The following is a 21,395-nucleotide window of genomic DNA, read 5'->3' on the forward strand; positions in this document are numbered from 1 at the left end:
CCCCGGCCGCCGGCGCCGACGTTGCCTTCCTGGACTGGGCCGGCGCTCGCGGACTTGCAGGCCTGATAGCCCGCCGCCGCGTCCGGCCGCACCGAGGCGTCGCCCACGCCCAGGTCGAACAGGATCGCCGCCGGCACGATGGGTACATGGGCCACGCCCACGTCGAAACCGATCTTGCGTTCTTCCAGGTAGCGCATCACGCCGCCGGCCGCGTCCAGGCCGAACGCGCTGCCGCCGGCCAGCATCACGGCGTGGACCTTCTCGACCATGTTGGACGGATTGAGCAGGTCGGTCTCGCGCGTGCCGGGCGCCGCGCCGCGCACGTCCACGCCCGCCGTGGCGCCGGCCTCGGCGATGATCACCGTGCAGCCGGTCGGCCGCCGCGTGTCCGTGTAGTGCCCGACCTTCAGCCCCGGCACCTGGGTGATGGACCCGCCGCCCGGCGTCAGCCGTAGTCCTCCCCCGCCCTGCGCGGGCACGCTGCCCGCCAGCGCGGCCGCGCCTGCCGCCGCCATCATGAACTTCCTCCTGTTCAATCGCTGTTCCACATCGTCTCCTTGGGGTGCTGCCTGCGTGGCTCCGGAAAGCCGGGTTTCCGGAGATTTTCGTTATATCTGGAAGTTATATTTTCACTATTTCTTATGCTTTGTGGAAAAATAGACGCGTTGTTAGAGTGCGGCTACGCTGGAGTGCGCCCTGAACCACAGGTCGCTCCTCCAGGCCCCCATACCCGTGGAGCATCGCCAATGAAACTCTTCCGTACGCTGTTCGTCGCCGGCCTGGTCCAGGTCGCCGCCCTCTCCGCCGCCCACGCCCAGTCGGGCCTGGACCAGATCAAGTCCGCCGGCGTGCTCAAGTTCGGCACCGAGGGCACCTACGCCCCCTTCACCTTTCACGAGGCATCGGGCCAGCTGGTCGGCTTCGACGTGGACATCGGCCGCGCCATCGCGCAGCGCCTGGGCGTGAAGGCCGAATTCGTCGAAGGCAAGTGGGACGGCTTGATCGCCGGCCTGGACGCCAAGCGCTACGACGCGGTCATCAACCAGGTCGGCATCACCGACGCGCGCAAAGCCAAATACGATTTCTCGGATCCGTACATCTCGTCCGCCGCGGTGCTGATCGTGCGTGACGACAATACCACCATCAAGTCCTTCGAGGACCTGAAGGGCCGCAAGTCCGCCAACACGCTGACCAGCAACTTCGGCAAGCTGGCGCAGCGCCACGGCGCCGATCTGGTCGCCGTGCAGGGCTTCAACGAATCCATCGACCTGCTGACCTCGGGCCGCGTCGAGGCCACGGTCAACGACAACCTGTCGTACCTGGACTTCAAGAAGCAGAAGCCCAACGCCAAGGTCAAGATCGCCGCCACCGACAAGGCCGCCGAGTTCAGCAGCTCGGGCGTGCTGCTGCGCAAGGGCAACCCCGAGCTGGTCGCCGCCATCAACAAGGCGCTGGCCGACATCAAGGCCGACGGCACCTACAAGACCATCTCGGTCAAGTACTTCGGCACCGACGTGTCGGCGCAGTAAGCCGCGGGTCCGCCCATGACGCTACCCACCTGGTTGCAGGCCGCCCTGCCCGACGCGCTGCTGGCGCAGATCAATGGCTGGGCGGCGCCGGCCTGGGCGCAGCTGATGGCGGACTCGTTCTGGCCGCTGCTGCACGCCGGCCTGGTGTTCACGGTGCCGCTGACGCTGGCCTCGTTCGCGCTGGGCCTGGCGCTGGCCTTCGTGGTGGCGCTGATCCGGCTGTTCGGCCCGGCGCCGCTGGTGGCCGTGGTGCGCTTCTATGTCTGGCTGGTGCGCGGCACCCCGCTGCTGGTGCAGCTGTTCGTGATCTTCTACGGCCTGCCCAGCGCCGGCATCGTGCTGGATCCGCTGCCCGCCGCGCTGATCGGCTTCACGCTGAACGTGGGCGCCTACAACTCCGAGGTGATCCGCGCGGCCATCGAATCGATCACCAAGGGCCAGTGGGAAGCCGCGTATTCCTTGAGCATGACGCGCGCGCAAGCCCTGCGCCGCACCATCCTGCCGCAGGCCGCGCGCGTGGCGGTGCCGCCGCTGTCGAACTCCTTCATTTCGCTGGTGAAGGACACCTCGCTGGCCGCGGTGCTGACGGTGCCCGAGATCTTCCAGGCCGCCCAGCGCATCGCCGCCGTCACCTATGAACCGCTGATCCTCTATACCGAGGCGGCGCTGATCTACCTGGCGTTCAGTTCCGTCCTGTCGGCCCTGCAGGTCCGCCTGGAGCGGCGCTTCGGACAGCATGCCGTGTTTTCCGAGAAGAATCGATGATCCGCCTGGAAAAGATCGAGAAAGCCTTCGGCGGCAATCCCGTCCTCAAGAAAGTGGATGTCGCCATCGCCGAAGGCAGCGTGACCGCGCTGATCGGCCCGTCCGGCAGCGGCAAGAGCACGCTGCTGCGCTGCGTGAACCTGCTGGAGACGCCCGACCGGGGCACGCTGTCCATCGGCCCCGAGACCGTGCATTTCCAGCCCGGCCAGAAACTGGGTCGCGAGCAGGTGCTGCGCGTGCGCAAGCAGACCGGCATGGTGTTCCAGAACTTCCAGCTGTTCCCGCACCAGACCGTGATCGGCAACGTCATGGAAGGGCTGGTCACGGTGCAGAAATGGTCCGCCGACCGCGCCCGCGCGCGCGCCGAGGAACTGCTGCGCAAGGTCGGCATGCAGGACAAGGCCGACGCCTGGCCGGCCAATCTGTCCGGCGGTCAGCAGCAGCGCGTGGCCATCGCCCGCGCGCTGGCGCCTGCGCCGCGCGTGCTGCTGTGCGACGAGCCGACCTCGGCGCTGGACCCCGGCCTGGCCGCCGAGGTGGTCGAGGTGCTGCGCCAGCTGGCCGCCGAGGGCATGACCATGCTGATGGCCACGCACGACCTGCGCCTGGCCGCCAGCGTGTCGCGCGAAGTGGTATTCCTGCTGGACGGCGCGGTGATCGAATCCGGCTCGTCCAGGACCGTGTTCACGCAGCCGCGCGACCCGCGCACGGCCGCCTTCATTTCCACGCTGACGCAGGAAGCGGGCGGCTGAGACCTATTTTCCCAATGTCATTCCGCCGTCGATGGTCACGACCGCGCCGGTCATGAACAGGAACGGCGGCCGGGCCAGCGCGATCATGGCCGCCGCGATCTCCTGGGTCGTGGCCAGCCGGTTCAGCGGATGCATGGCCGCCAGCTTGCGCTCGTCCAGTTCGCCCGCCTCGATCGACCGCTGGATCATCGGCGTCTTGACGTAGCCCGGCGCCACGGCGATCACGCGAATGCCGTCCTCGGCCCACTCATTGGCGAGCGAGCGCGTCAGGGTCGCCACGCCCGCCTTCGACACCGCGTAGTGGGCGCGGCCCTTCATCATCACCATGCCCGCCACCGACGCGATGTTGACCACCACGCCGCCGCGCGCGCGCAGCGCCTCGTACAGCGCATGCGCGCAGTGGAACGTACCGTTCAGGTTGACCGCCATCACCTGGGCCCATTCGGCGGGATCCTTGCGCGCGACCGGATCGCGGCTGCCGGCGATGCCGGCGGCGTTGATCAGCAGGTCGACGCCGTCGAGCCGGGACGCGGCGGCCGCCACCGAGGCGTAGTCGGCCACGTCCACCGTCGGCTCGCCGTCAGCCGCGTGGCGGTCCCACACGACGACGCGCCAGCCCTGCTCGCGCAACTGGCGCGCGCACTCCTCGCCGATGCCGCTGGCGCCGCCGGTGACGACGGCGATCCGGGTTTGATCCTTGCTCATGGTCCTGTCTCCTTGTCTGTTCCGAAGCGCGCGTTCAGGCGCGCGATGGCGCGGCCGCCCGATGCGCGCCGCCGAGATTGCGCACGCAGACGACCGCCAGCGTGGCGCTGGCCAGCGTCGTCAGCGCGAATATCCGCGCGGCCAGCGTCCACTGTCCGCCGGTCGCCTGCATGACCCAGCCGGTCAGCGTCGGGCCGAAGAAGCCGCCCAGCGAGCCGATGGTCGTGACCAGCGCCAGCGGCCCGGCATGGGCGCCGATGCGGTTCTGCAGCGCTGTGTTCAGCGGCCCGTAGTAAGCGATGGTGTAGCCGGTGATGATGGACACCGCGACCAGGAACAGCGCCAGCGACACGGTCGCCGCGACGGGCAGCAGCAGGAAGCCGCCGCTGCCGATCAAACAGACCACGGCCAGGTGCCAGCGGATGTCGCCGCTGCGTTCGCTGCTGCGCCCGACCGCATAGCTGAAGGCCAGCGCCACCACGTTCGGGATCATCAGCAGCGCGCCGATTTCCAGCGGCGTGATGCCGTACAGGTTCTTCAGGATGGTCGGCAGGAAGTACGCCAGCGCGAAGGTGGCCGCATAGGCGCTCAGGAGGATCAGCAAGAGGCCCCACAGCAAGGGCTGGCGGAACACGGCGAAGCCGTGGGTCCAGGACAGGCTCCCGGCCGGCTGGCGCGGCGCGGCCTCGGCCTCCATCACGGCGCGCAGGCCGCGCCGCTGCGCGTCGCTCAGCCAATGGGCATCCTCGGGCGAGGCCGGCAGGAAGCGCAGGATCAGCAGGCCCAGCAACACGGTCGGCAGGCCCTCCAGCAGGAACAGCCAGCGCCAGCCCTGCATGCCCAGGTCTATCTTCAGCAGGACGCCCGCCAGCGGGCCGCCGAATATCATGGCCAGCGGCAGCGCCATGATGAACACCGCGTTGATCCGACTGCGAAAACGCGGCGGAATCCACGATGCCAGGTAGAAGTTCACGGCGGGGATGAAGCCGCCCTCGGCGACCCCGAGCAGGAATCGCAACACGTAGAACGACTTCACGCCCTGCAGCGCCGCCATCAGGCAGGACACCAGCCCCCAGGCCAGGAACATGAAAGCCAGCCAGCGCCGGACGCCGAAGCGCTGCAGCGCGAGGTTGGCCGGCACGCAGACGCTGGCGTAGCCGAAGAAAAACAGGCCCGCGCCCAGGCCGTAGGCGGCCAGCGAAATGTCCAGGTCGGCGCCCATCTGCAGCTGGGCATAGCTGATGTTGGTACGGTCGAGGAAATTGAGCAGGTAGCCCGCGAACAGCAGCGGCAGCACCCGGTTCCTGAACAGGGCGACCGCCTGCGTCGCCCCCGCTATGTCTTCGTTTCGCAGCATGGTTGTCTCCTCGTGCTTCCTGCGTCGGGCTATGCGCCTCGTTGTGGGTGAAGTGATAGGGCGCACGCTCGGGCCAGCACGCCCTCGCCCGGCCAGGCGTCGCCGCGCCAGGCCACGTGCTGATCGGGGCGGATCAGGGTCAGGCGGGCCGGATACAGGCTGGCGATCGCGCCCTCGGCGGGCTGGATCACGGTCAGCGGGACGCCGGCGCGCCGGGCATCGGCCCTGGCCGCCGCGATATCGTCCAGCGACGCCGAAGCCGCCAGCAGCGTGTAGCCCTGGCCGAAATGGTCGTACAGGGAGCTGCCGTCGTGCAGCCAGGCATGCGGGGCCAGCGCGCCCGGCCTGGAGGTCGGCACGTAGTTGATGAAGTCCCTGGCCGGACGCGGGCCGGACTCCGCCGCGATCACGGGGGAATCCTCGTACTGGTAGCCCAGCACCACGCCCAGGGTCGCGAACTCGCGCATCTTGGCGGCCTGGATGCGGCCGCCGACCTCGCGCCGGATCCGTTGCCCGCGTTCGCCGTCATCCTCGATGCCGTCGGCCAGCAACTGGTTGCCCAGGACCGCGTGGTTGCGCTCGGCCTCGTCCATCACCCACTGATGCACCGGACGACGCTCGGCCTCGTAGCTGTCGAGCACCCCCGGCCCGGCCCAGCCCTGCAGCACGGCGGCCAGTTTCCAGCCCAGGTCGACGCTGTCGGCGATGCCCATGTTCATGCCATAGCCGCCGAAGGGCGGGTGCAGGTGACAGGCGTCGCCCGCCAGGAAGACCCGCCCCTTGCGGTAGCGGTCTCCCAACAGCTTGCTGGCGACCCATTCGTCGCTGCTCAGCACCTGATAGGGCAGGTCTATGCCCGTCGCCCGCGCGATCAACGCCCGCTCATCGGCCACACCCGCGTGCCGCGCCGCATCGACGTGCGTGGGCATGAAGAACCAGGTGTCGCCCCGGTCCATGGGGCCGATCAGGCTGGGAGCGTCGCGATTCACCTGCCAGTACATGATGGCCGGCCCGTGCCGGTGAGCGCGGTCCAGGCCAGGCGCGCTGAACACGATATTGCGGTTGCGCGACAGGCCGTACTCACCCAGCATGCGGGTGCCGATCAGGTCACGCACCCGGCTGCGCGCGCCGTCGGCGCCAACCAGGTAGTCGGCACGGACCGACGATTCCGCGCCGCCCGACAGATCGCGCAGCCTGGCCCGCACGCCGTCCGCGTCCTGGCTCAGGTCCAGCAGTTCGCAGCAGTAGCGGATCTGGACGCCCGGCAACGACTGCGCGTGATCGCGCAGCACGCCCTCGACCGTGTATTGCGGAATCCATTGCGCATGCTCCGAATACAGCGGATTGCGTCCGGGCGCGCAGTACATGGCGTTCTCGTGCCTGGCCAGCTCGACGCCGGCCAGGCGCGTGCAGAACACCACATTGGACGGGTAGTCCACGCCCAACGGCGAGGCGGCCCGCAAGCGGTCCGCGATGCCCCAGCGCCGCAAGTGCTCGCGCGTGCGCACATTGGTGGTCTTGGCGCGCGGCGCGTATCCCACCCGGTCGTTGCGCTCGATCACCAGGCAGGCGATGCCGCGCTGCCCCAACTCGATCGCCAGGCTCAGACCGGCCGGTCCCGCGCCCACGATCAGAACCCGTGGCGATGCTTGCTGTTCCACCTTGCCGTCTCCCTGGTCGCCCGCCATGTTGCGGGACTGCGGCGTATCTTAGATAGCCCCCTTCGATACAAAAAGATGGCAAAATTTCCAGGCCGATATCAAATTCGTATCACCCTGACCATGAAGCTGAACGCGCTGCGCGATTTCCTGGCCGTCGCCGAACGCGGCGGCGTGCGGGCGGCGGCCCGCCACCTGGGGCTGGCGCAGCCGGCGATTTCCCGCAGCATCGCGGAACTGGAAAAGGAACTGGGCGCGGCGCTGTTCGAGCGCCACGCCAAGGGCGTGCAGCTCACGCCGGTCGGACAGGCCTTCCTGCGCCGCGCCACCGCCATCCACCATGAGATCCAGCGCGCCCGCGACGAGGCGGGCCAATTGCGCGGCGCCGTCAACGGCCGCGTCACGCTGGGCATGTCCACCGCCCCGCACCTGGAGCTGTTCCCCGACGTGCTGCCGGCGTTCCGCGCGCGCTTTCCCGACATCCACCTGGAAATCGTCGACGGCGTCTATCCGCTGGTCGAGGGCGCGCTGCTGGACGGTTCCATGGATTTCTACGTCGGCCCGGCGCCCGCGCGCGTGCCGGGCGAGCTGCGGGTCGAGAAGCTGTTCGACAATACCCGCGTCATCCTGGGCCGCAAGGGCCATCCGCTGGCGCAGGCGAAATCGCTGCGCGAACTGGCAGACGCCCACTGGATCACCACGTCCATCACCCACAAGGCCGAGGAAGAACTGGGCCCGCTGTTCGAGAAGCATGGCCTGCCCGCGCCGAAGCTGGCGATGCGGGCGCAATCCGCGCTGACCTTCCTGACGGCGCTGCCCAGTTCGGACCTGCTGATGATGCTGCCGGTCCAATGGCTGCGCTACCCGCTGCTGCGGGACACGTTCCAGGAAATCAAGGTCCGGGAGAAGCTGCCCGCGCCGCCCGTTTGCATCGTGCAGCGCACAGGACTGCCGCTGACGCCGGCGGCCGAACACTACTGCACGCTGCTGCGGCGCGCCGCCGGGCACATCAGGAAGCGGTAGCGCCCACTGGCGCCCGGGCAACCGTCGACAGAGGTCCAGGCCGCGCGCGTTCAGCGCGACGGCAGCGATCCGGCCGGATCCACCGCCTGGCCGTCGTAGCGCAGCTCGAAATACAGGCCGACCTGCTTGCTGTCGCTATTGCCCATTTCGGCGATCTTCTGGCCCTGGGTCACGCGCTGCCCTTCCTTGACCAGCAGCTTGCTGTTGTGCGCGTAGATGCTGAGGAAGCTGGCGTTGTGCTTGACGATCACCAGGTGCCCGTAGCCGCGCAGGCCGCTGCCCGAATAGGCCACTGTGCCGGCGGCCGCGGCCACCACCGAGGTGCCCGAGGCATTGGAGATCACGATGCCGTTCGAGCCCGAGCCGTCGTAGCCGCGCGTCACCTTGCCCTGGGCCGGCCACACCAGCGAGATCGCGCCCGGCGGCGCGGTGCGCCGGCGCGGCGGCTGCGCCGTGGCCTGGCGCCCGCCGCCTGAGGGCTTGGCGCGCGCCCGGCTGGGCTGGGACGAAGCCTGCTGGCCGGCCGGCGCCTCGACCCGCAAGGTCTGGCCGACTTCGATCGCGTTGGAATTCGACAGCTTGTTCCAGCGCACCAGGTCGCCGACGCTGACGCCCTGCTTGCGCGCGATCTGCGTCAGCGTATCGCCCGACTGCACCCGGTAGTAACCCGGCTGCACCTTGGTCGTGCCGCAGGCCGCCAGCACGGCCAGCAGCGCCGCCACGCAGGCGACGCGTATCCAGGAAATCAGGCGCGGATGAGGACTGGCCCGATCAGAAGCGGGCGCTGAAAAGGCAGGATGCAGAGCGGTCGGCGAAGGCACTGAAGACGGGCGGCGAAGGCGGATGGGGAACCGGAGGCGCGCCCCGCGCGGGGCGCGCCCCTGGATGCAGGCAGGCCTTAGCGTACCAAGATTTTGGGAGGCCGGCGCGGCCCGCCGGCTGCGCGCATCCCCCAAGGCCGTGTATAACGCGCAAAATGGCAAGATGACGCAATCTCGCCGTAACAGACCAATAAGACACGACCGCTCGCAAGGATAGCCATGGGCCAGCCCGACACCCGACCACGCCAGCCGCTCTGCCTGCTCTGGGCCATCCCCTACCTGCTGTGCGCCGCGTTCTCGCATCTGTTCAACGACCCGGTCAGCCATGCCAGCTTCGTCTGGCTGCCCTCGGGCGTGGCGGTGGGCGCCTACCTGCTGACGGCCCGCCGCCACTGGCCGATGCTGATGGCGGGCCTGTTCTGCGCCCAGCTGATCCTGAGCTTTCTCTGGCGCGGACAGGCCGCGACGGCGCTGGTGTTCGCCATCACGGCGGCGCTGTCCTCGCTGCTGGCGGCCTGGACCGTGCAGCGCCTGACGCCGCGCGAGGGCGACGTGAGCTTCGTCGCGGCGCTGCTGGGCGGCGGCTGGCTCTGGCTGGCGCACGAGGCGCACGCGCTGCTGCGGCTGCGCAACTGGGTCTCGTCCTACCTGGCCGGCGTGCTCATCATGACGCCGGCGCTCCTGGGCCTGGCGCATTTCCGGCCGCGCCGTTCCGGCGGGCCCCGCGCGCGCGACCTGGCGCTGGGCGCCGTCGCCTACGCGCTGCTGATCGGCGCCACCTTCATCACCTTCGACGGCGACATGATCCGCAACCTGCCCTATGTCGTCACCTTCGAGCTGACCTATCTGCCACTGGTGTTCGCGGTGCTGGTCGCCCTGGTCTGGGGCCCGCTGGGCGGTTCGCTGGCCGTGGTCACGCTGGCGTTCATGGTGCTCTACCAGAGCGGCCAGGGAGAAGGCCCTTTCGTCGCTCCCGACAATCCCTGGCAGGCCTTGCTGGCCACCCAAGCCTACCTGGCGATCACCGCGCTGCTGATCCTGCTGGTCAACACGCTGCGCAGCGCCCGCGCCCAGTCGCTGGAGCGCGCCGAGCAATGGCGTGGCCGCTTCGAGCTGGCGCTGGCCGGCAGCCATCAGCTGATGTACCGCTACAACCCGCAAGACGGCTCGCTGGAGCTGGCCGGCGACGTGCAGGCGGCGCTGGGCGCGCCGGCCGATGCGATGCGCGACCTGGACGCGCTGCTGGCGCGCGCCCATCCGGACGACCGATCGCGCCTGTCCCTGCACTGGGCCGCGCGCCGCGCCGGCACGCAGGACATGACGCCGCTGCTGTTCCGGCTGGCGCATGGCGCGGGCGGCTGGCGGCTGATCAGCGACAAGGGATCGCCACTGGCCGATTTCGATGGCAGCGTCGCCGTGGTGGCCGGCATGTGGCGGCTCGGCGAGATGGAGCCGGGAACAGGCGATGTCCGCTGACACCGACACCGGAGTCCTGCTCATCCACGGGCTGGGCGGCACGCAGTACGACCTGGGGGCCATGCACAAGATCCTCAGGCGCGCCGGCGTGGAGACCCATGCCCTGACGCTGCCCGGCCACGGCGCCGCGCCGGAAGACCTGATCGGCGTGCGCGCGGAATCCTGGCTGGACGCCGTCACGGCGAAATACCGCGAAGTGGCCGGTCGCCACGACACGCTGCACGTCATGGGCATGTGCCTGGGCGGGCTGCTGGCGGTGGAACTGTGCAAGCGAGAAAACCACCGCAAGGGCAGGCTGGTGTCGCTGGCCGCCCCCGTGTTCATCGACGGCTGGAGCACGCCCTGGTACCGCGGCCTGCGCCACCTGGTCTACCGCATTCCCGGGCTGGCCGACGGCATGCGGGTCGAAGAGGAAGAGCCCTATGGCCTGAAGAACGAGCTGGTCCGCTCCATCGTCAAGGCCAAGTTCGAGCGCGGCGAGAACTTCCATTACCGCTGGGTGCCCCTGTCCTGCGTCCGGGAGGTCGACCGGCTGCGCGGCTGGGTCATGCGCGGCCTGGATGCCATCGCCTGTCCGACGCTGATCATGCACGCGCACGAGGACGAGCTGACCTCGGCGCGGTCGGCGCATTTCCTGCGCGACGGCATCGCGGACAGCCGCCTGGTCCTGCTGGACAACAGCTATCACATGATCTGCGTGGACAATGACCGCGACCGCGTCGCGGCGGAGGTGCTGCGCTTCATGGACCGCGCCGCCGAAGCTTCCCAGCCAAGCCGGCTGCAATCGCTGGAAGGCGAGGACGCGCAGCGCCTGCTGTCGACCTATCGCGAATCGCTGCGGGCGGGCGAGTTCGAAACCCTGTTCCCGCTATTCGCCGAGAACGTGGTCTGGACCGAGGAAGGCGACAGCCCGCTCAGCGGCGTCTATCGGGGCAAGAGCGCGCTGATCGATCTGTTCTCCCGGCTGATGGACTATTCGCGCAACACGCTGCGCATTCTCGAGGTCGGCGCGCCGGAGCCGCGCGGCCGCGCTTTCGCCATGCCGCTGCGCTTCCAGGTCCAGGACGGTCCCGGCCTGCAGGAAAGCGGCGCGACCCATATGCTGCGGCTGCGCGCCAATGTCATCACCCGCGTCAATTCCGTGGCGGACGATCCGCCGCGCGCGGACGCGCTATGGCGCAGGCTGGCGGCCGCCAGCGGCGTGGAGCCGGAGGCCGACGCCATGGATCCGCAGACGCTGGCGATCCCGGCCGAGGAACTGGCCGACGCCTTCGAGGCCGCCATGATCGAACTGCGCACGCTGCAACAGCCGCCATCGGCCGCCGTGCAAATCCGGCTGCAGGCGTATGAATGGCAGGTCCGGCGAGGCGACGCCCCGCCCGAAGCGCCCACGGACGCTGATGCCCGCGCCCAGGTGCGCCACGCCGCCTGGCGGCTGCTGGCGGGCCTGCCCGCCGACCAGGCGCGGCGGCGCTATATCGCCCTGGTGCGGCGGCTGGACGCGGACGCCTGACGCCGGCTCGCCCATATACGACGGCAACACGGCCCGGCGCAAACTGCCGACGCGAAAACCGCCCTAGAATACGGCCATGTCCCGCTACAACACCCCGCCCAGCAACCGGACCGCCACGCGCGGCCGCCTGGTGCTATGGCTGGCGCTGATGACGCTGCTGCTGCGCGCGCTGGTGCCAGCGGGCTACATGCCCGACACCCGCGCCCTGGACGCCGGCCGCTTCGAAGTCACGTTCTGCACCGCCGCCGGCGCGCCTGCCGCGCTCAGCGCGGCGCTGAGCACGCTCAAGGACGGCAAGCCCGCGCATGACGCGCAGACGGGCGCGCAATGCCCGTTCGGGCTGCTGGCGCACCTGACGCCCGCGCCCGCGTTTTCCCTGAATCCCCTGTCGCTGCCGGCCGACACGACGCCGACGGCGCAACCCGCGCAACCTCCCCTGCCCGCGACAGTCGCCCACGGTCCGCCGCTGGGCTCGCGGGCGCCACCTCCCCTGGCCTGACTCGCACTGACCGCGCGGCCCTGTCGCCGCGCGCCCTGTCGAACCGTCCGACCCGAGGTTTTCCATGCGTTCCCCCATCCTGTCCGCGCCGACCGGCGCGGCACGCGCGCCCGATACGCGGCGGCGCCGGCTGCTGCTGTCCGCGGCCGGCCTCATGACCCTGGCCGCCTGCGGCCAGGAAGCCCCCAAGCTCAACGGCATGGACCTGTCCGGCATGCCCACCGGCGATTTCCAGCTGCGTGACACCGAGGATCGCGAGCGCCGGCTGGCCGACTACCGTGGCCAGGCCGTGCTGCTGTTCTTCGGCTTCACCCAATGCCCGGACGTCTGCCCCACGGCGCTCACGCGCGCCACCGAGATCAAGCGACTGCTGGGCGCCGACGCCGGCAAGCTGCGCGTGCTGTTCATCACCGTGGACCCGGAGCGCGACACCCCCGAAATCCTGAAGGCCTATACCCAGGCCTTCGACCCGGAATTCGTCGGCCTGCGCGGCGACGCCGAGCAGACCCGCGCCGCCGCCCAGTCCTTCAAGGTCTTCTACCAGAAGGTCACCACGGGCTCTTCCTACACCATGGACCACACCGCGCTGAGCTATGTGATCGACGCCAAGGGCAAGCTGCGCCTGGCGTTGCGCCACCAGCAAAGCGCCGAGGAATGCGCGCAGGACCTGCGCACCGTGATCTGACCCAACCGCACCGAATCAGGAATACACCATGCAAGCAATCAAATTCTTCAAGCCCCTGGCCGCGCTCGCCCTGTGCACGCTGGCACTGTCCGCCGCCGCTCCCTCCCTGGCGCAGGAAGCCAGCCTGAAAATCGACGACCCGTGGGTCCGCGCCACCGTGCCCAGCCAGCACGCCACCGGCGTCTTCATGCGCCTGACCTCGGCCACGCCCGCCCGCCTGGTGGCGGTGGAGTCCCAGGCGGCCAAGCATGCCGAAGTCCACGAAATGGCTATGCAGGACAACGTGATGAAGATGCGCCAGGTCAGCGGTATCGACCTGCCCGCCGGACAGGCCGTCGAACTCAAGCCTGGCGGGTATCACATCATGCTGCTCGACCTGCCCGGCCAGATCAAGGAAGGCGACCACGTCGCCCTGACGCTGGTGGTCGAGGACGACAAGCATCAGCAACGCCGCGTGCCGGTGAATGCCATTGCCCGTCCGCTGGGCGCCGCCGCGATCGGCCATGGCGCCGGCGGCCACGGCGCCGCGCCGGCCAAGTAGGCGACCGTCCGCGGCGCTGCCGCTCCGCCCCCCTGAAAGCGGCGCGACAGTTCTGCTGCATTCTTGAAACGCTTCTTGTGTAACCGCGCCGTCCCCCACGCAACGCCACTGCCGCCCGCCGGTCCAACCGGCAATGGGAAATCGCCCGCAGGCAACCGCGCGGGCGACGGCGCGGCCCGGTTCGCTCCGAGGCCGCATGCTTTGTGACAGCAAGGAGCGTTTCATGAAATCCCTAACAGCCACTCTCTGGCTCTGCGCGGGCCTGGCCGCCGCCGGCGCCGCGCAGGCGCAGCCGGCCCAGTACAAGCGCGATCTCTACGGCGACTGGCGCGTCAGCTACGCGGCGCCCGCGCCCAAGACGTCCGATCAGGTCGCCGCCGAACTGGCCCAGGCCAAGACCAGCGGCCAGTATTCGTTCGGCCAGGAAGACTACCCGCCCGCCATCGCGGCGACAGGCATGCCGGAAAGCCGCGCACAGGTCGAGCAGGAACTGCAGCAGGCCGAGGTCGCCGGCCTGATGGCCTCGGACGAGGAAGACTATCCGCCGCCCATGATGGCGCACAGCGGCACCGCCGGCATGCAGTAAGCGCGGCAGGCCAGCTATCGGGGACAGCCTGGCCGGCCCGCCGACCGGCGGCCCCCTGTGATTCGCCTACAATAAGCCCGCATCCGCCGCCCGCGCCGACCACGCCCGGGCATGGCCTGGCCGCCCCGGCCGGCCCCGCGGACGCGAGCGTTTGGCGCAGCCGGGCGCCCGTACCCGCCGGCAGGAAGCGCCGGCTCATCAGTGTCTGGACATGCCCGGTAGTTCCGCCTTTTCATTCCTGCGTACCCTATGCAGCCTGCGCTGGCTCGCCATCGCGGGCCAGGCCGCCACCATCCTGCTGGCCAGCAGCCTGCTGCGGCTGGACCTGCCGCTGGAACCGTTGTGGACCGGCGTGGGCGTGCTGATCGGCTTCAACCTCTACGCCATCCTGCGCCTGCGGCACAGCCGCGACCTGTCCCACGTGACGGCCTTCGCCCACCTGCTGGTCGACATGGCGGTGCTGGCCTGGATGGTGGGCTGGAGCGGCGGCATCGGCAATCCGTTCGGCATGATGTTCCTGATCCTGACGGCGCTGGCCGCGCTGGCGCTGCCGCGCAACTGGGCCCTGGCCGCCGCCGTGGCCGGCATCAGCGGCTATGTGCTGGCCGCCCTGTTCGGCCGGCCGCTGCAAGGCGGCATCGACGCCCACACCCTGCTGCTGTGGGGCCTGGGCGCCAACTTCCTGATTTCCGTGGTGGTGGTGCTGGTGTTCTCGACCCGCATGGCGGCCGACCTGCGCGCCCGCGAGCGCGAACTGGCCCGGCTGCGCGAGCGCTTCACCCGCAATGAAGGCATCGTGGCCCTGGCCACGCACGCCGCCGCGATGGCCCATGAGCTGAACACGCCGCTGGCCACCATGACCCTGCTGGCCGACGAGATCTCCGCCGAGGTCAAGGATCCCGACCTGCGCGCCGACGTGGCCACGCTGAGCCAGCTGCTGGCGCTGTGCCGGGAACGCATCCGCAATCTGGCGGTCCCAACCGCTGTTGACCTGGTCCGGGTGGTGGGCCAGTGGCGCCTGATCCGGCCCACCATCGACCTGCAGCGCTCGGGCAGCCTGCCGTCCAGCCTGCGGGTGGATCCGGCCATCGCCCACCTGCTGCAGGCGCTGCTGAACAATGCCGCCGACGCCGGCGAAGCCGCCGGCGCGCCGCGCGTGGACCTGCATCTGGAATATGGCTACGGCGCGCTGCGGGGCGAAGTGCGGGACTACGGCCGGGGCTTCGATCCCGACCGGACCCTGCTGCCGGCCACCAGCCTGTTCAACAGCGGCAAGCCGGGCGGCCTGGGCGTGGGCCTGGCGCTGTCGCACGCCACGGTGGAACAGCTGGGCGGCGAAATGACCATGACGGCCGCCGAAGACGGGGGCACCCGCATCCGTTTCTATCTGCCTCTCGGCACATCCGGGACCTGACTATGAATCCTACCGACCTTGGCCTGCTGATCGACGACGACGAGCTGTATGTGCGCACCCTGCAACGCAGCCTGTCGCGCCGGGGCCTGGAAACCCGCACCGCCACCGGCATCGCCGAGGCGCTGCGCGTGGCCGAGGAGATCCGGCCGGCCTTCGCCCTGGTGGACCTGCGCCTGGGCGAGGACTCCGGCCTGACCCTGATCCGTCCCCTTCGCGCGCTGCGCGCCGACATGCGGATCCTGCTGGTCACCGGCTACGCCAGCGTGGCCACGGCGGTCGAGGCGATCAAGCGCGGCGCCGACGACTACCTGCCCAAGCCGGCCACCGCCCCCATGATCCTGCGCACCCTGGGCCTGGTGAAGCCGGAAAGCGTCGAGATCGAGGCCACCATGACCCCGCTGCACCGGCTGGAGTGGGAACATATCCACCAGGCGCTGCACGAGACCGGGGGCAACGTCTCGGCCGCCGCCCGCCTGCTGGGCATGCACCGGCGCTCCCTGCAGCGCAAGCTGGCCAAGAAACCGGGGCCGGAACGCGAAGTGTTGCTGGATTGATTTGTGCAGGTGCGACATATCGTCGCACCCGCCCACCGCCGCGACAGCCGCACCGCTCCCTGGGAAAACCCTGAATCCCGCAATATGGGGCTGGCGCCACGCAGGGCAATGCGACCATTCGTCGCAGGCTTGACTCAGATCAAGTCGATAGGATGGAGGTTGCTGCCTCGCAGCATACCGTCTGCTGCGTTGCAGCATTTTCCACCTTCCATCCAAGGCTGTACGTGAAACACCCCCTCCTTGCGACCCTTACGCGCATTCTCGGCGTCGGCGCGGTCATGCTGCTTGGCGGCTGCAACATGGAAATCCTCTCCCCCAAGGGAGACATTGGCGCCCAGGAAAAGACGCTCCTGCTCACGGCCACCGGGCTCATGCTCCTCGTCGTGATTCCCGTCCTTTTCATGATCGTGGGCTTTGCCTGGAAATACCGCGCTTCCAACACCAAAGCCGTTTACCAGCCCAAGTGGGCCCACTCCACCGCCATCGAGGTCGTGGTCTGGACCGTTCCCCTGATCATCATCACCATCCTGGCCGTGCTCACCTGGCGCTCGACCCATGCGCTGGATCCGTACAAGCCCCTGGTGTCGGAACACAAGCCGGTCACCATCGAGGTGGTGTCGCTGGACTGGAAGTGGCTCTTCATCTACCCCGAATACGACATCGCCACCGTCAACGAGATCGCCTTCCCCGTGGACGTGCCGGTGAACTTCCGCATCACCTCGGCCTCGGTGATGAACTCGTTCTTCATTCCCCAGCTCGGCAGCCAGATCTATTCGATGGCGGGCATGGAAACCAAGCTGCACCTGAACGCGCGCGAACCCGGCACCTACGCCGGCATTTCCGCCAACTACAGCGGCGGCGGCTTCTCCGGCATGCGCTTCAAGGCCATCGCCACCTCGCAGGAAGGCTTCGACGAATGGGTCAAGCAAGCCAAGGCCGCGCCCCAGGCGCTGACGCCCGAGGTCTACCAGGAGCTGACCAAGCGCAGCGAGCACAACCCGGTCGTGAAATACGCCTCGGTGCCGCCCGCCATGTTCGATTTCATCCTGGGCAAGACCATGTCCAAGATGGCAGGCGTGGAAGACGCCACGTGCACCCCCACGTCGAATAATCTGATCGCAGGAATCAACTGACAATGTTCGGGAAACTCACCCTAGAGGCCATTCCGTACCATGAACCCATCGTCATGGTTACGCTGGCCGCCGTGTGCCTGGGGGGCCTCGCGCTCTTCGGCGCCATCACCTACTTCGGCAAGTGGAAGTACCTGTGGACGGAATGGCTGACCTCCGTCGACCACAAGCGCATCGGCGTGATGTACATCATCGTCGCCCTGATCATGCTGCTGCGCGGCTTCGCCGACGCCATCATGATGCGCACCCAGCTGGCGGTGGCCTCGGCCGATTCCGCCGGCTTCCTGCCTCCGCACCACTACGACCAGATCTTCACCGCCCACGGCGTCATCATGATCTTCTTCATGGCGATGCCCTTCATCACCGGGCTGATGAACATCGTGGTGCCGCTGCAGATCGGCGCCCGTGACGTGGCCTACCCGTTCCTGAACTCGCTGAGCTTCTGGCTGTTCGGCGCCGGCGTCGTGCTGATGATGGTCTCGCTGTTCGTGGGCGAGTTCGCCGCCACCGGCTGGCTGGCCTATCCGCCGCTGTCCGGGCTGGACTACAGCCCCAGCGTCGGGGTGGACTACTACATCTGGGCCTTGCAGATATCCGGCCTGGGGACCACGCTTTCCGGCATCAACTTCATCGTGACCATCCTGCGCATGCGCGCGCCGGGCATGAGCCTGATGAAGATGCCGATCTTCACCTGGACCTCGCTGGTCACCAACGTCCTGATCGTCGCCGCCTTCCCCGTGCTGGCCGCCACGCTGGCGCTGCTGACGATGGACCGCTACCTGGGCACGCACTTCTTCACGAACGACATGGGCGGCAACGTCATGATGTACGTGAACCTGATCTGGATCTGGGGCCACCCCGAGGTCTACATCCTGGTGCTGCCGGCCTTCGGCGTGTACTCGGAAGTGGTCGCCACCTTCGCCCGCAAGACGCTGTTCGGCTACAAATCCATGGTTTACGCCACGGCCGCCATCGGCGTGCTGTCGTTCCTGGTCTGGCTGCACCACTTCTTCACCATGGGCGCGGGAGCCGACGTCAATGCCTTCTTCGGCATAGCGACAATGATCATCTCGATCCCGACCGGGGCCAAGATTTTCAACTGGCTGTTCACCATCTACCGAGGCCGCCTGCGCATCACCACGCCGGTGCTGTGGACGCTGGGCTTCATGATCGTGTTCGTCATCGGCGGCATGACCGGCGTGATGCTGGCCATCCCCGGCGTGTCGTTCGTGCTGCACAACAGCCTGTTCCTGATCGCTCACTTCCACAACACCATCATCGGCGGCGTGGTTTTCGGCTGCATCGCCGGCATGACCTACTGGTTCCCCAAGGCTTTCGGCTTCACGCTCAACGAGCGCCTGGGCCGCTATTCGTTCTACTGCTGGTTCGTCGGCTTCTTCCTGGCCTTCATGCCCCTGTACATCCTGGGCTTCAAGGGCATGACGCGTCGCCTGAACCACTACGACAACCCCGAATGGCAACCCTACCTGCTGGTCGCCCTGGCCGGCGCCGCGCTGATCATGCTGGGCATCTGGTTCCTGCTGCAGCAGGTGTTCGTGTCGGTCCGCCAGCGCAAGCAGAACCAGGACGTGACCGGCGATCCCTGGGATGGCCGCACGCTGGAATGGGCCATCTCCTCGCCGGCTCCTTTCTACAACTTCGCCCACGTGCCGCAGGTTAGCGAGCTGGACCAGTTCTGGGAAGACAAGCAAAGCGGCAAGGCCTACAAGCGCCCGGCCAAGTACGAAGACATCCACATGCCGAAGAACACCGCCGCCGGCGTATTCATCGGCGCCTTTGGCCTGGTCATGTGCTTTGCCCTGATCTGGCACATCTGGTGGCTGTCGATCGTCGGCTTCGTCGGCATGATCGGTTCGTTCATCGTTCGCGCCTATGACCGCGACGTCGACTACTGGGTCCCGGCCGCGGAAGTCGAACGCATCGAGAACGCTCACTTTGACAAAATGCAGAAGGCCGCCTGAGTCATGATCCAAGCTGTTGCCACCCACCCCCACGCGGGTCACGACGATCACGCGCACCATGACGATGGTTCCAAGACCGTATTCGGTTTCTGGGTCTATCTCATGAGCGACCTGCTCATCTTCTCGGTGCTGTTCGCCACCTTCGCCGTGCTGGCCAACGCCACGGCGGGCGGCCCCACCGGCAAGGAGCTGTTCGACCTGAAGTTCGTGCTGGTCGAGACCCTGCTGCTGCTGTTCTCCAGCTTCACCTTCGGCATGGCGAACCTGAACGTGCACGCCAACAACAAGTCCCGCGCGATGGGCTGGTTGATGGTCACGTTCCTGTTCGGCGCGGGCTTCATCGCGATGGAAGTCTATGAATTCCATCACCTGATCACGGAAGGCGCCGGCCCGGGCCGCAGCGCGTACCTGTCGGCGTTCTTCACGCTGATCGGCACGCACGGCCTGCACGTGACCTTCGGCCTGATCTGGATCATCGTCATGATCGACATGATCCGCCGCCACGGCCTGGACTCGATCAACAAGCGTCGCCTGGCGTGCCTGAGCCTGTTCTGGCACTTCCTGGACATCGTCTGGATCTGCGTCTTCACCTTCGTCTATCTCATGGGAGCCATCTGATGTCGCACTCCGCTGCGGCCGCTCACGGCCACGACGACCACGCCGCCGACCACGGCACCCTGAAGTCCTACATCACCGGGTTCGTGCTGTCGCTGCTCCTCACCTTCGGCTCCTTCGGCCTGGTGATGCACGGCGCGCTGTCGCACACCGTCACCATCATCGGCGTGGTGGCGCTGTGCGTGCTCCAGCTGCTGGTGCAGCTGGTGTACTTCCTGCACATGGGCGCCTCCAAGTCCGCCCGCGACAACCTGGCCACGTTCCTGTTCACCGTGATGATCATCGCCATCATCGTCGGCGGTTCGGCCTGGGTGCTGTACAACATGAACGTCAACATGGGCCACGCGATGTAAATCGCGTCCCGTGCCGCGCTTGCGCGCGGACGACGTAAGAAAGCGGATGCCGGACGGCATCCGCTTTTTTTTCGGCGCGAGGCGGAGCTGGACCGAACGTCCACCGGACTTGTCCGGATCCTTGTCGGGATCGGCCGGCTTGCCGGTATGCTGCCGACTGATTTCCCGGCTGCCGGATGCGCGCGATCGCGCCGCCCGGTCCCGCCTTCACCGCGCCATCACCGGAACACACGCAAGCATGACCACCCTGGCCTACACGCTCACCAGCGCCGTCTTCGTCATCCTGGGCCTCTGGCACCTGTACTGGGCGGCCGGCGGCAAGCTGGCGCACGGCGCCGCGATTCCGACGCGCCAGGACGGCTCGCCGCTGTTCCGCCCATCGGCCGCGGGCACCGCCGCTGTGGGAACGGCGCTGCTGGCCTGCGCCGCGCTGGTCGCCTTCAACGCGGGGCTGCTGCCCGCCATCGGCGCCGCGCGCTGGACGCGCTGGGCTGGCGCCGCGCTGGCACTGGGCCTGCTGGTCCGCGCCATCGGCGACTTCGGCTATGTGGGATTCTTCAAGCGCAAAGGCGGCAACCCCTTCGCGCGCCTGGACACGCGCGTCTATTCGCCGCTGTGCCTGCTGCTGGCCGCCGGCACGCTGGCCGCGTCCTGGCCACTGGCCTGATGACGCCGCCCGGCCCGGCGACGCCAGATCGATTCGTTATATATTCTGCGACATAACGATTGATTGACACCTTCAATATCCCGCTCCGCTCCCGCCTTCCTTTTCCGTAGCCGCCCCTCATGGATCACGCCCTGGTCGCCGACGAGTCCTCCCGCCTGTTGGCCTGTACGCTGCTGCGCCACGCGCAGCCCGACGACCCCGACGCCGCGTTCTTCGCCACGGTGCTTGGCAAGTGCCTGGCGCTGGGCGATCCGGGCCGCAGCGGCCTGCCGCCAGCGGAGCTGCGCGCGCTGCTCGAGACCCTGTTCCCCGGCGCGCTGGACGACACCAGCGCGGAGCTGGAAGCGCTGCGACCGCAGCTCCAGGCCTATGAGGCGCGCGGCCTGGACGATCCGCAGCCCGGTTTTTCGCTGCTGTTGCGCGTGCTGCTGGAAACCTGGAGCGCGCCCGAGCTGGACACCACCCCGCTGGTCAGCAGCGTGCTCACGCGCGCCTGCCTGCGCCCCGACCATCTGTGGCGCGACCTGGGCCTGTCCGGCCGCGAGGACGTGACTGCCCTGCTGACGCGCCACTATCCCGGACTGGCGGCGCGCAACGTGCGCAACCTGCGTTGGAAGCAATACCTGGCCTATGCCGCCTGCGAACATGCCGGGCTGCCGCCTGCCGCCGCGCCCGGCTGTCCGGGCTGCGAGGACCATGAACATTGCTACGGCGGCGCGGCGGCCTGACTGCGCCGCGCCGCCCGGTCGCGCCTTGGGGGGGGGCGGCCC

23 protein-coding genes are annotated in these 21,395 nt (G+C 68.4%); 18 read left to right on the forward strand and 5 right to left on the reverse strand.

The genetic code is table 11. The features are described from left to right. On the reverse strand, window positions 1-518 hold a 518-nt coding region (locus ACEU5R_RS28930), incomplete at its 3' end, for a P1 family peptidase (protein ID WP_392413227.1). Between the two features lie 228 nt (window positions 519-746). Between ACEU5R_RS28930 and ACEU5R_RS28935 the strand changes: the two genes are divergently transcribed. The 3 genes from ACEU5R_RS28935 (at window position 747) to ACEU5R_RS28945 (ending at window position 3,046) form a co-directional block, all read left to right on the forward strand. Further along, entirely contained in the window at window positions 747-1,529 is a 783-nt protein-coding gene (locus tag ACEU5R_RS28935; RefSeq protein ID WP_103275967.1) for an amino acid ABC transporter substrate-binding protein, read from the forward strand. Window positions 1,530-1,634: 105 nt separating this feature from the next. Next, window positions 1,635-2,294, forward strand: a complete 660-nt coding sequence (locus ACEU5R_RS28940; RefSeq protein ID WP_103276637.1) for an amino acid ABC transporter permease — start codon at window positions 1,635-1,637, stop codon at window positions 2,292-2,294. After that, window positions 2,291-3,046 carry an amino acid ABC transporter ATP-binding protein gene (locus tag ACEU5R_RS28945; RefSeq protein ID WP_392413229.1) on the forward strand — a complete coding sequence of 252 codons (756 nt, stop codon included), beginning with the start codon at window positions 2,291-2,293 and terminating at the stop codon, window positions 3,044-3,046. Before ACEU5R_RS28940 ends, ACEU5R_RS28945 begins: the two co-directional genes overlap by 4 nt. A gap of 3 nt (window positions 3,047-3,049) precedes the next feature. Here the strand turns inward: ACEU5R_RS28945 and ACEU5R_RS28950 are convergent, their stop codons facing one another. The 3 genes from ACEU5R_RS28950 to ACEU5R_RS28960 are packed head-to-tail and all read right to left on the reverse strand — an operon-like array spanning window position 3,050 to window position 6,796. Continuing rightward, window positions 3,050-3,751, reverse strand: coding sequence for an SDR family NAD(P)-dependent oxidoreductase (locus ACEU5R_RS28950; protein WP_392413230.1), 702 nt, complete (start codon window positions 3,749-3,751; stop codon window positions 3,050-3,052). Between the two features lie 34 nt (window positions 3,752-3,785). Further along, window positions 3,786-5,108: an MFS transporter gene (locus tag ACEU5R_RS28955; RefSeq protein WP_392413232.1), complete on the reverse strand. Its 1,323-nt coding sequence runs from the start codon at window positions 5,106-5,108 to the stop codon at window positions 3,786-3,788. A 29-nt stretch (window positions 5,109-5,137) separates the two neighbouring features. Beyond that, entirely contained in the window at window positions 5,138-6,796 is a 1,659-nt protein-coding gene (locus tag ACEU5R_RS28960) for an FAD-dependent monooxygenase (protein ID WP_392413234.1), read from the reverse strand. 93 nt (window positions 6,797-6,889) lie between these two features. Between ACEU5R_RS28960 and ACEU5R_RS28965 the strand changes: the two genes are divergently transcribed. Next, window positions 6,890-7,789, forward strand: coding sequence for a LysR substrate-binding domain-containing protein (locus ACEU5R_RS28965; RefSeq protein WP_103275972.1), 900 nt, complete (start codon window positions 6,890-6,892; stop codon window positions 7,787-7,789). A gap of 50 nt (window positions 7,790-7,839) precedes the next feature. On the opposite strand, the gene ACEU5R_RS28970 is transcribed toward ACEU5R_RS28965, so the two are convergent. Further along, window positions 7,840-8,526, reverse strand: a complete 687-nt coding sequence (locus ACEU5R_RS28970; protein WP_369869804.1) for a peptidoglycan DD-metalloendopeptidase family protein — start codon at window positions 8,524-8,526, stop codon at window positions 7,840-7,842. Window positions 8,527-8,829: 303 nt separating this feature from the next. On the opposite strand from ACEU5R_RS28970, the gene ACEU5R_RS28975 reads away from it, so the two are divergent. From ACEU5R_RS28975 to ACEU5R_RS29040, 14 genes are all read left to right on the forward strand, one after another. Beyond that, complete coding sequence (locus ACEU5R_RS28975) at window positions 8,830-10,086, forward strand: MASE1 domain-containing protein (RefSeq protein ID WP_392413235.1); 1,257 nt, start codon at window positions 8,830-8,832, stop codon at window positions 10,084-10,086. Next, window positions 10,076-11,599: an acyl-CoA-binding protein gene (locus tag ACEU5R_RS28980; protein WP_392413237.1), complete on the forward strand. Its 1,524-nt coding sequence runs from the start codon at window positions 10,076-10,078 to the stop codon at window positions 11,597-11,599. The genes ACEU5R_RS28975 and ACEU5R_RS28980 overlap by 11 nt, the downstream gene beginning before the upstream one ends. A 76-nt stretch (window positions 11,600-11,675) precedes the next feature. Further along, window positions 11,676-12,098 (forward strand): DUF2946 family protein, encoded by a 423-nt coding sequence (locus tag ACEU5R_RS28985; RefSeq protein WP_392413239.1) that lies wholly within the window; start codon window positions 11,676-11,678, stop codon window positions 12,096-12,098. Window positions 12,099-12,162: 64 nt separating this feature from the next. Continuing rightward, the gene (locus ACEU5R_RS28990) at window positions 12,163-12,783 is read left to right on the forward strand and encodes an SCO family protein (protein WP_103275977.1); all 621 of its coding nucleotides are present in this window, start codon (window positions 12,163-12,165) and stop codon (window positions 12,781-12,783) included. 28 nt (window positions 12,784-12,811) lie between these two features. Next, entirely contained in the window at window positions 12,812-13,324 is a 513-nt protein-coding gene (locus ACEU5R_RS28995; RefSeq protein WP_103275978.1) for a copper chaperone PCu(A)C, read from the forward strand. A gap of 223 nt (window positions 13,325-13,547) precedes the next feature. Further along, window positions 13,548-13,910 (forward strand): DUF4148 domain-containing protein, encoded by a 363-nt coding sequence (locus tag ACEU5R_RS29000; protein WP_103275979.1) that lies wholly within the window; start codon window positions 13,548-13,550, stop codon window positions 13,908-13,910. A gap of 211 nt (window positions 13,911-14,121) precedes the next feature. After that, window positions 14,122-15,324 carry an ATP-binding protein gene (locus tag ACEU5R_RS29005; RefSeq protein WP_103275980.1) on the forward strand — a complete coding sequence of 401 codons (1,203 nt, stop codon included), beginning with the start codon at window positions 14,122-14,124 and terminating at the stop codon, window positions 15,322-15,324. 2 nt (window positions 15,325-15,326) lie between these two features. Further along, a complete protein-coding gene (locus ACEU5R_RS29010; protein WP_103275981.1) occupies window positions 15,327-15,878 on the forward strand; it encodes a response regulator transcription factor in 552 nt (183 codons plus the stop codon). A 224-nt stretch (window positions 15,879-16,102) separates the two neighbouring features. Continuing rightward, window positions 16,103-17,011 carry a ubiquinol oxidase subunit II gene (gene cyoA, locus ACEU5R_RS29015; RefSeq protein WP_103275982.1) on the forward strand — a complete coding sequence of 303 codons (909 nt, stop codon included), beginning with the start codon at window positions 16,103-16,105 and terminating at the stop codon, window positions 17,009-17,011. Between the two features lie 2 nt (window positions 17,012-17,013). Then, on the forward strand, window positions 17,014-18,990 hold the full coding sequence (gene cyoB / locus ACEU5R_RS29020) for a cytochrome o ubiquinol oxidase subunit I (RefSeq protein WP_392413242.1): 1,977 nt from the start codon (window positions 17,014-17,016) through the stop codon (window positions 18,988-18,990). 3 nt (window positions 18,991-18,993) lie between these two features. Then, window positions 18,994-19,608 (forward strand): cytochrome o ubiquinol oxidase subunit III, encoded by a 615-nt coding sequence (gene cyoC / locus ACEU5R_RS29025; RefSeq protein ID WP_103275984.1) that lies wholly within the window; start codon window positions 18,994-18,996, stop codon window positions 19,606-19,608. Then, complete coding sequence (cyoD, locus tag ACEU5R_RS29030; protein WP_103275985.1) at window positions 19,608-19,958, forward strand: cytochrome o ubiquinol oxidase subunit IV; 351 nt, start codon at window positions 19,608-19,610, stop codon at window positions 19,956-19,958. Before cyoC ends, cyoD begins: the two co-directional genes overlap by 1 nt. A gap of 238 nt (window positions 19,959-20,196) precedes the next feature. Beyond that, entirely contained in the window at window positions 20,197-20,625 is a 429-nt protein-coding gene (locus tag ACEU5R_RS29035) for a DUF3995 domain-containing protein (RefSeq protein ID WP_392413244.1), read from the forward strand. A 119-nt stretch (window positions 20,626-20,744) separates the two neighbouring features. Next, window positions 20,745-21,353: a nitrogen fixation protein NifQ gene (locus tag ACEU5R_RS29040; protein ID WP_103275989.1), complete on the forward strand. Its 609-nt coding sequence runs from the start codon at window positions 20,745-20,747 to the stop codon at window positions 21,351-21,353. The last annotated feature ends 42 nt before the right edge of the window (window positions 21,354-21,395 follow it).

Origin of the sequence: Achromobacter sp. 413638 (genome assembly GCF_043119405.1) — a bacterium.
Lineage (GTDB): Bacteria > Pseudomonadota > Gammaproteobacteria > Burkholderiales > Burkholderiaceae_B > Achromobacter.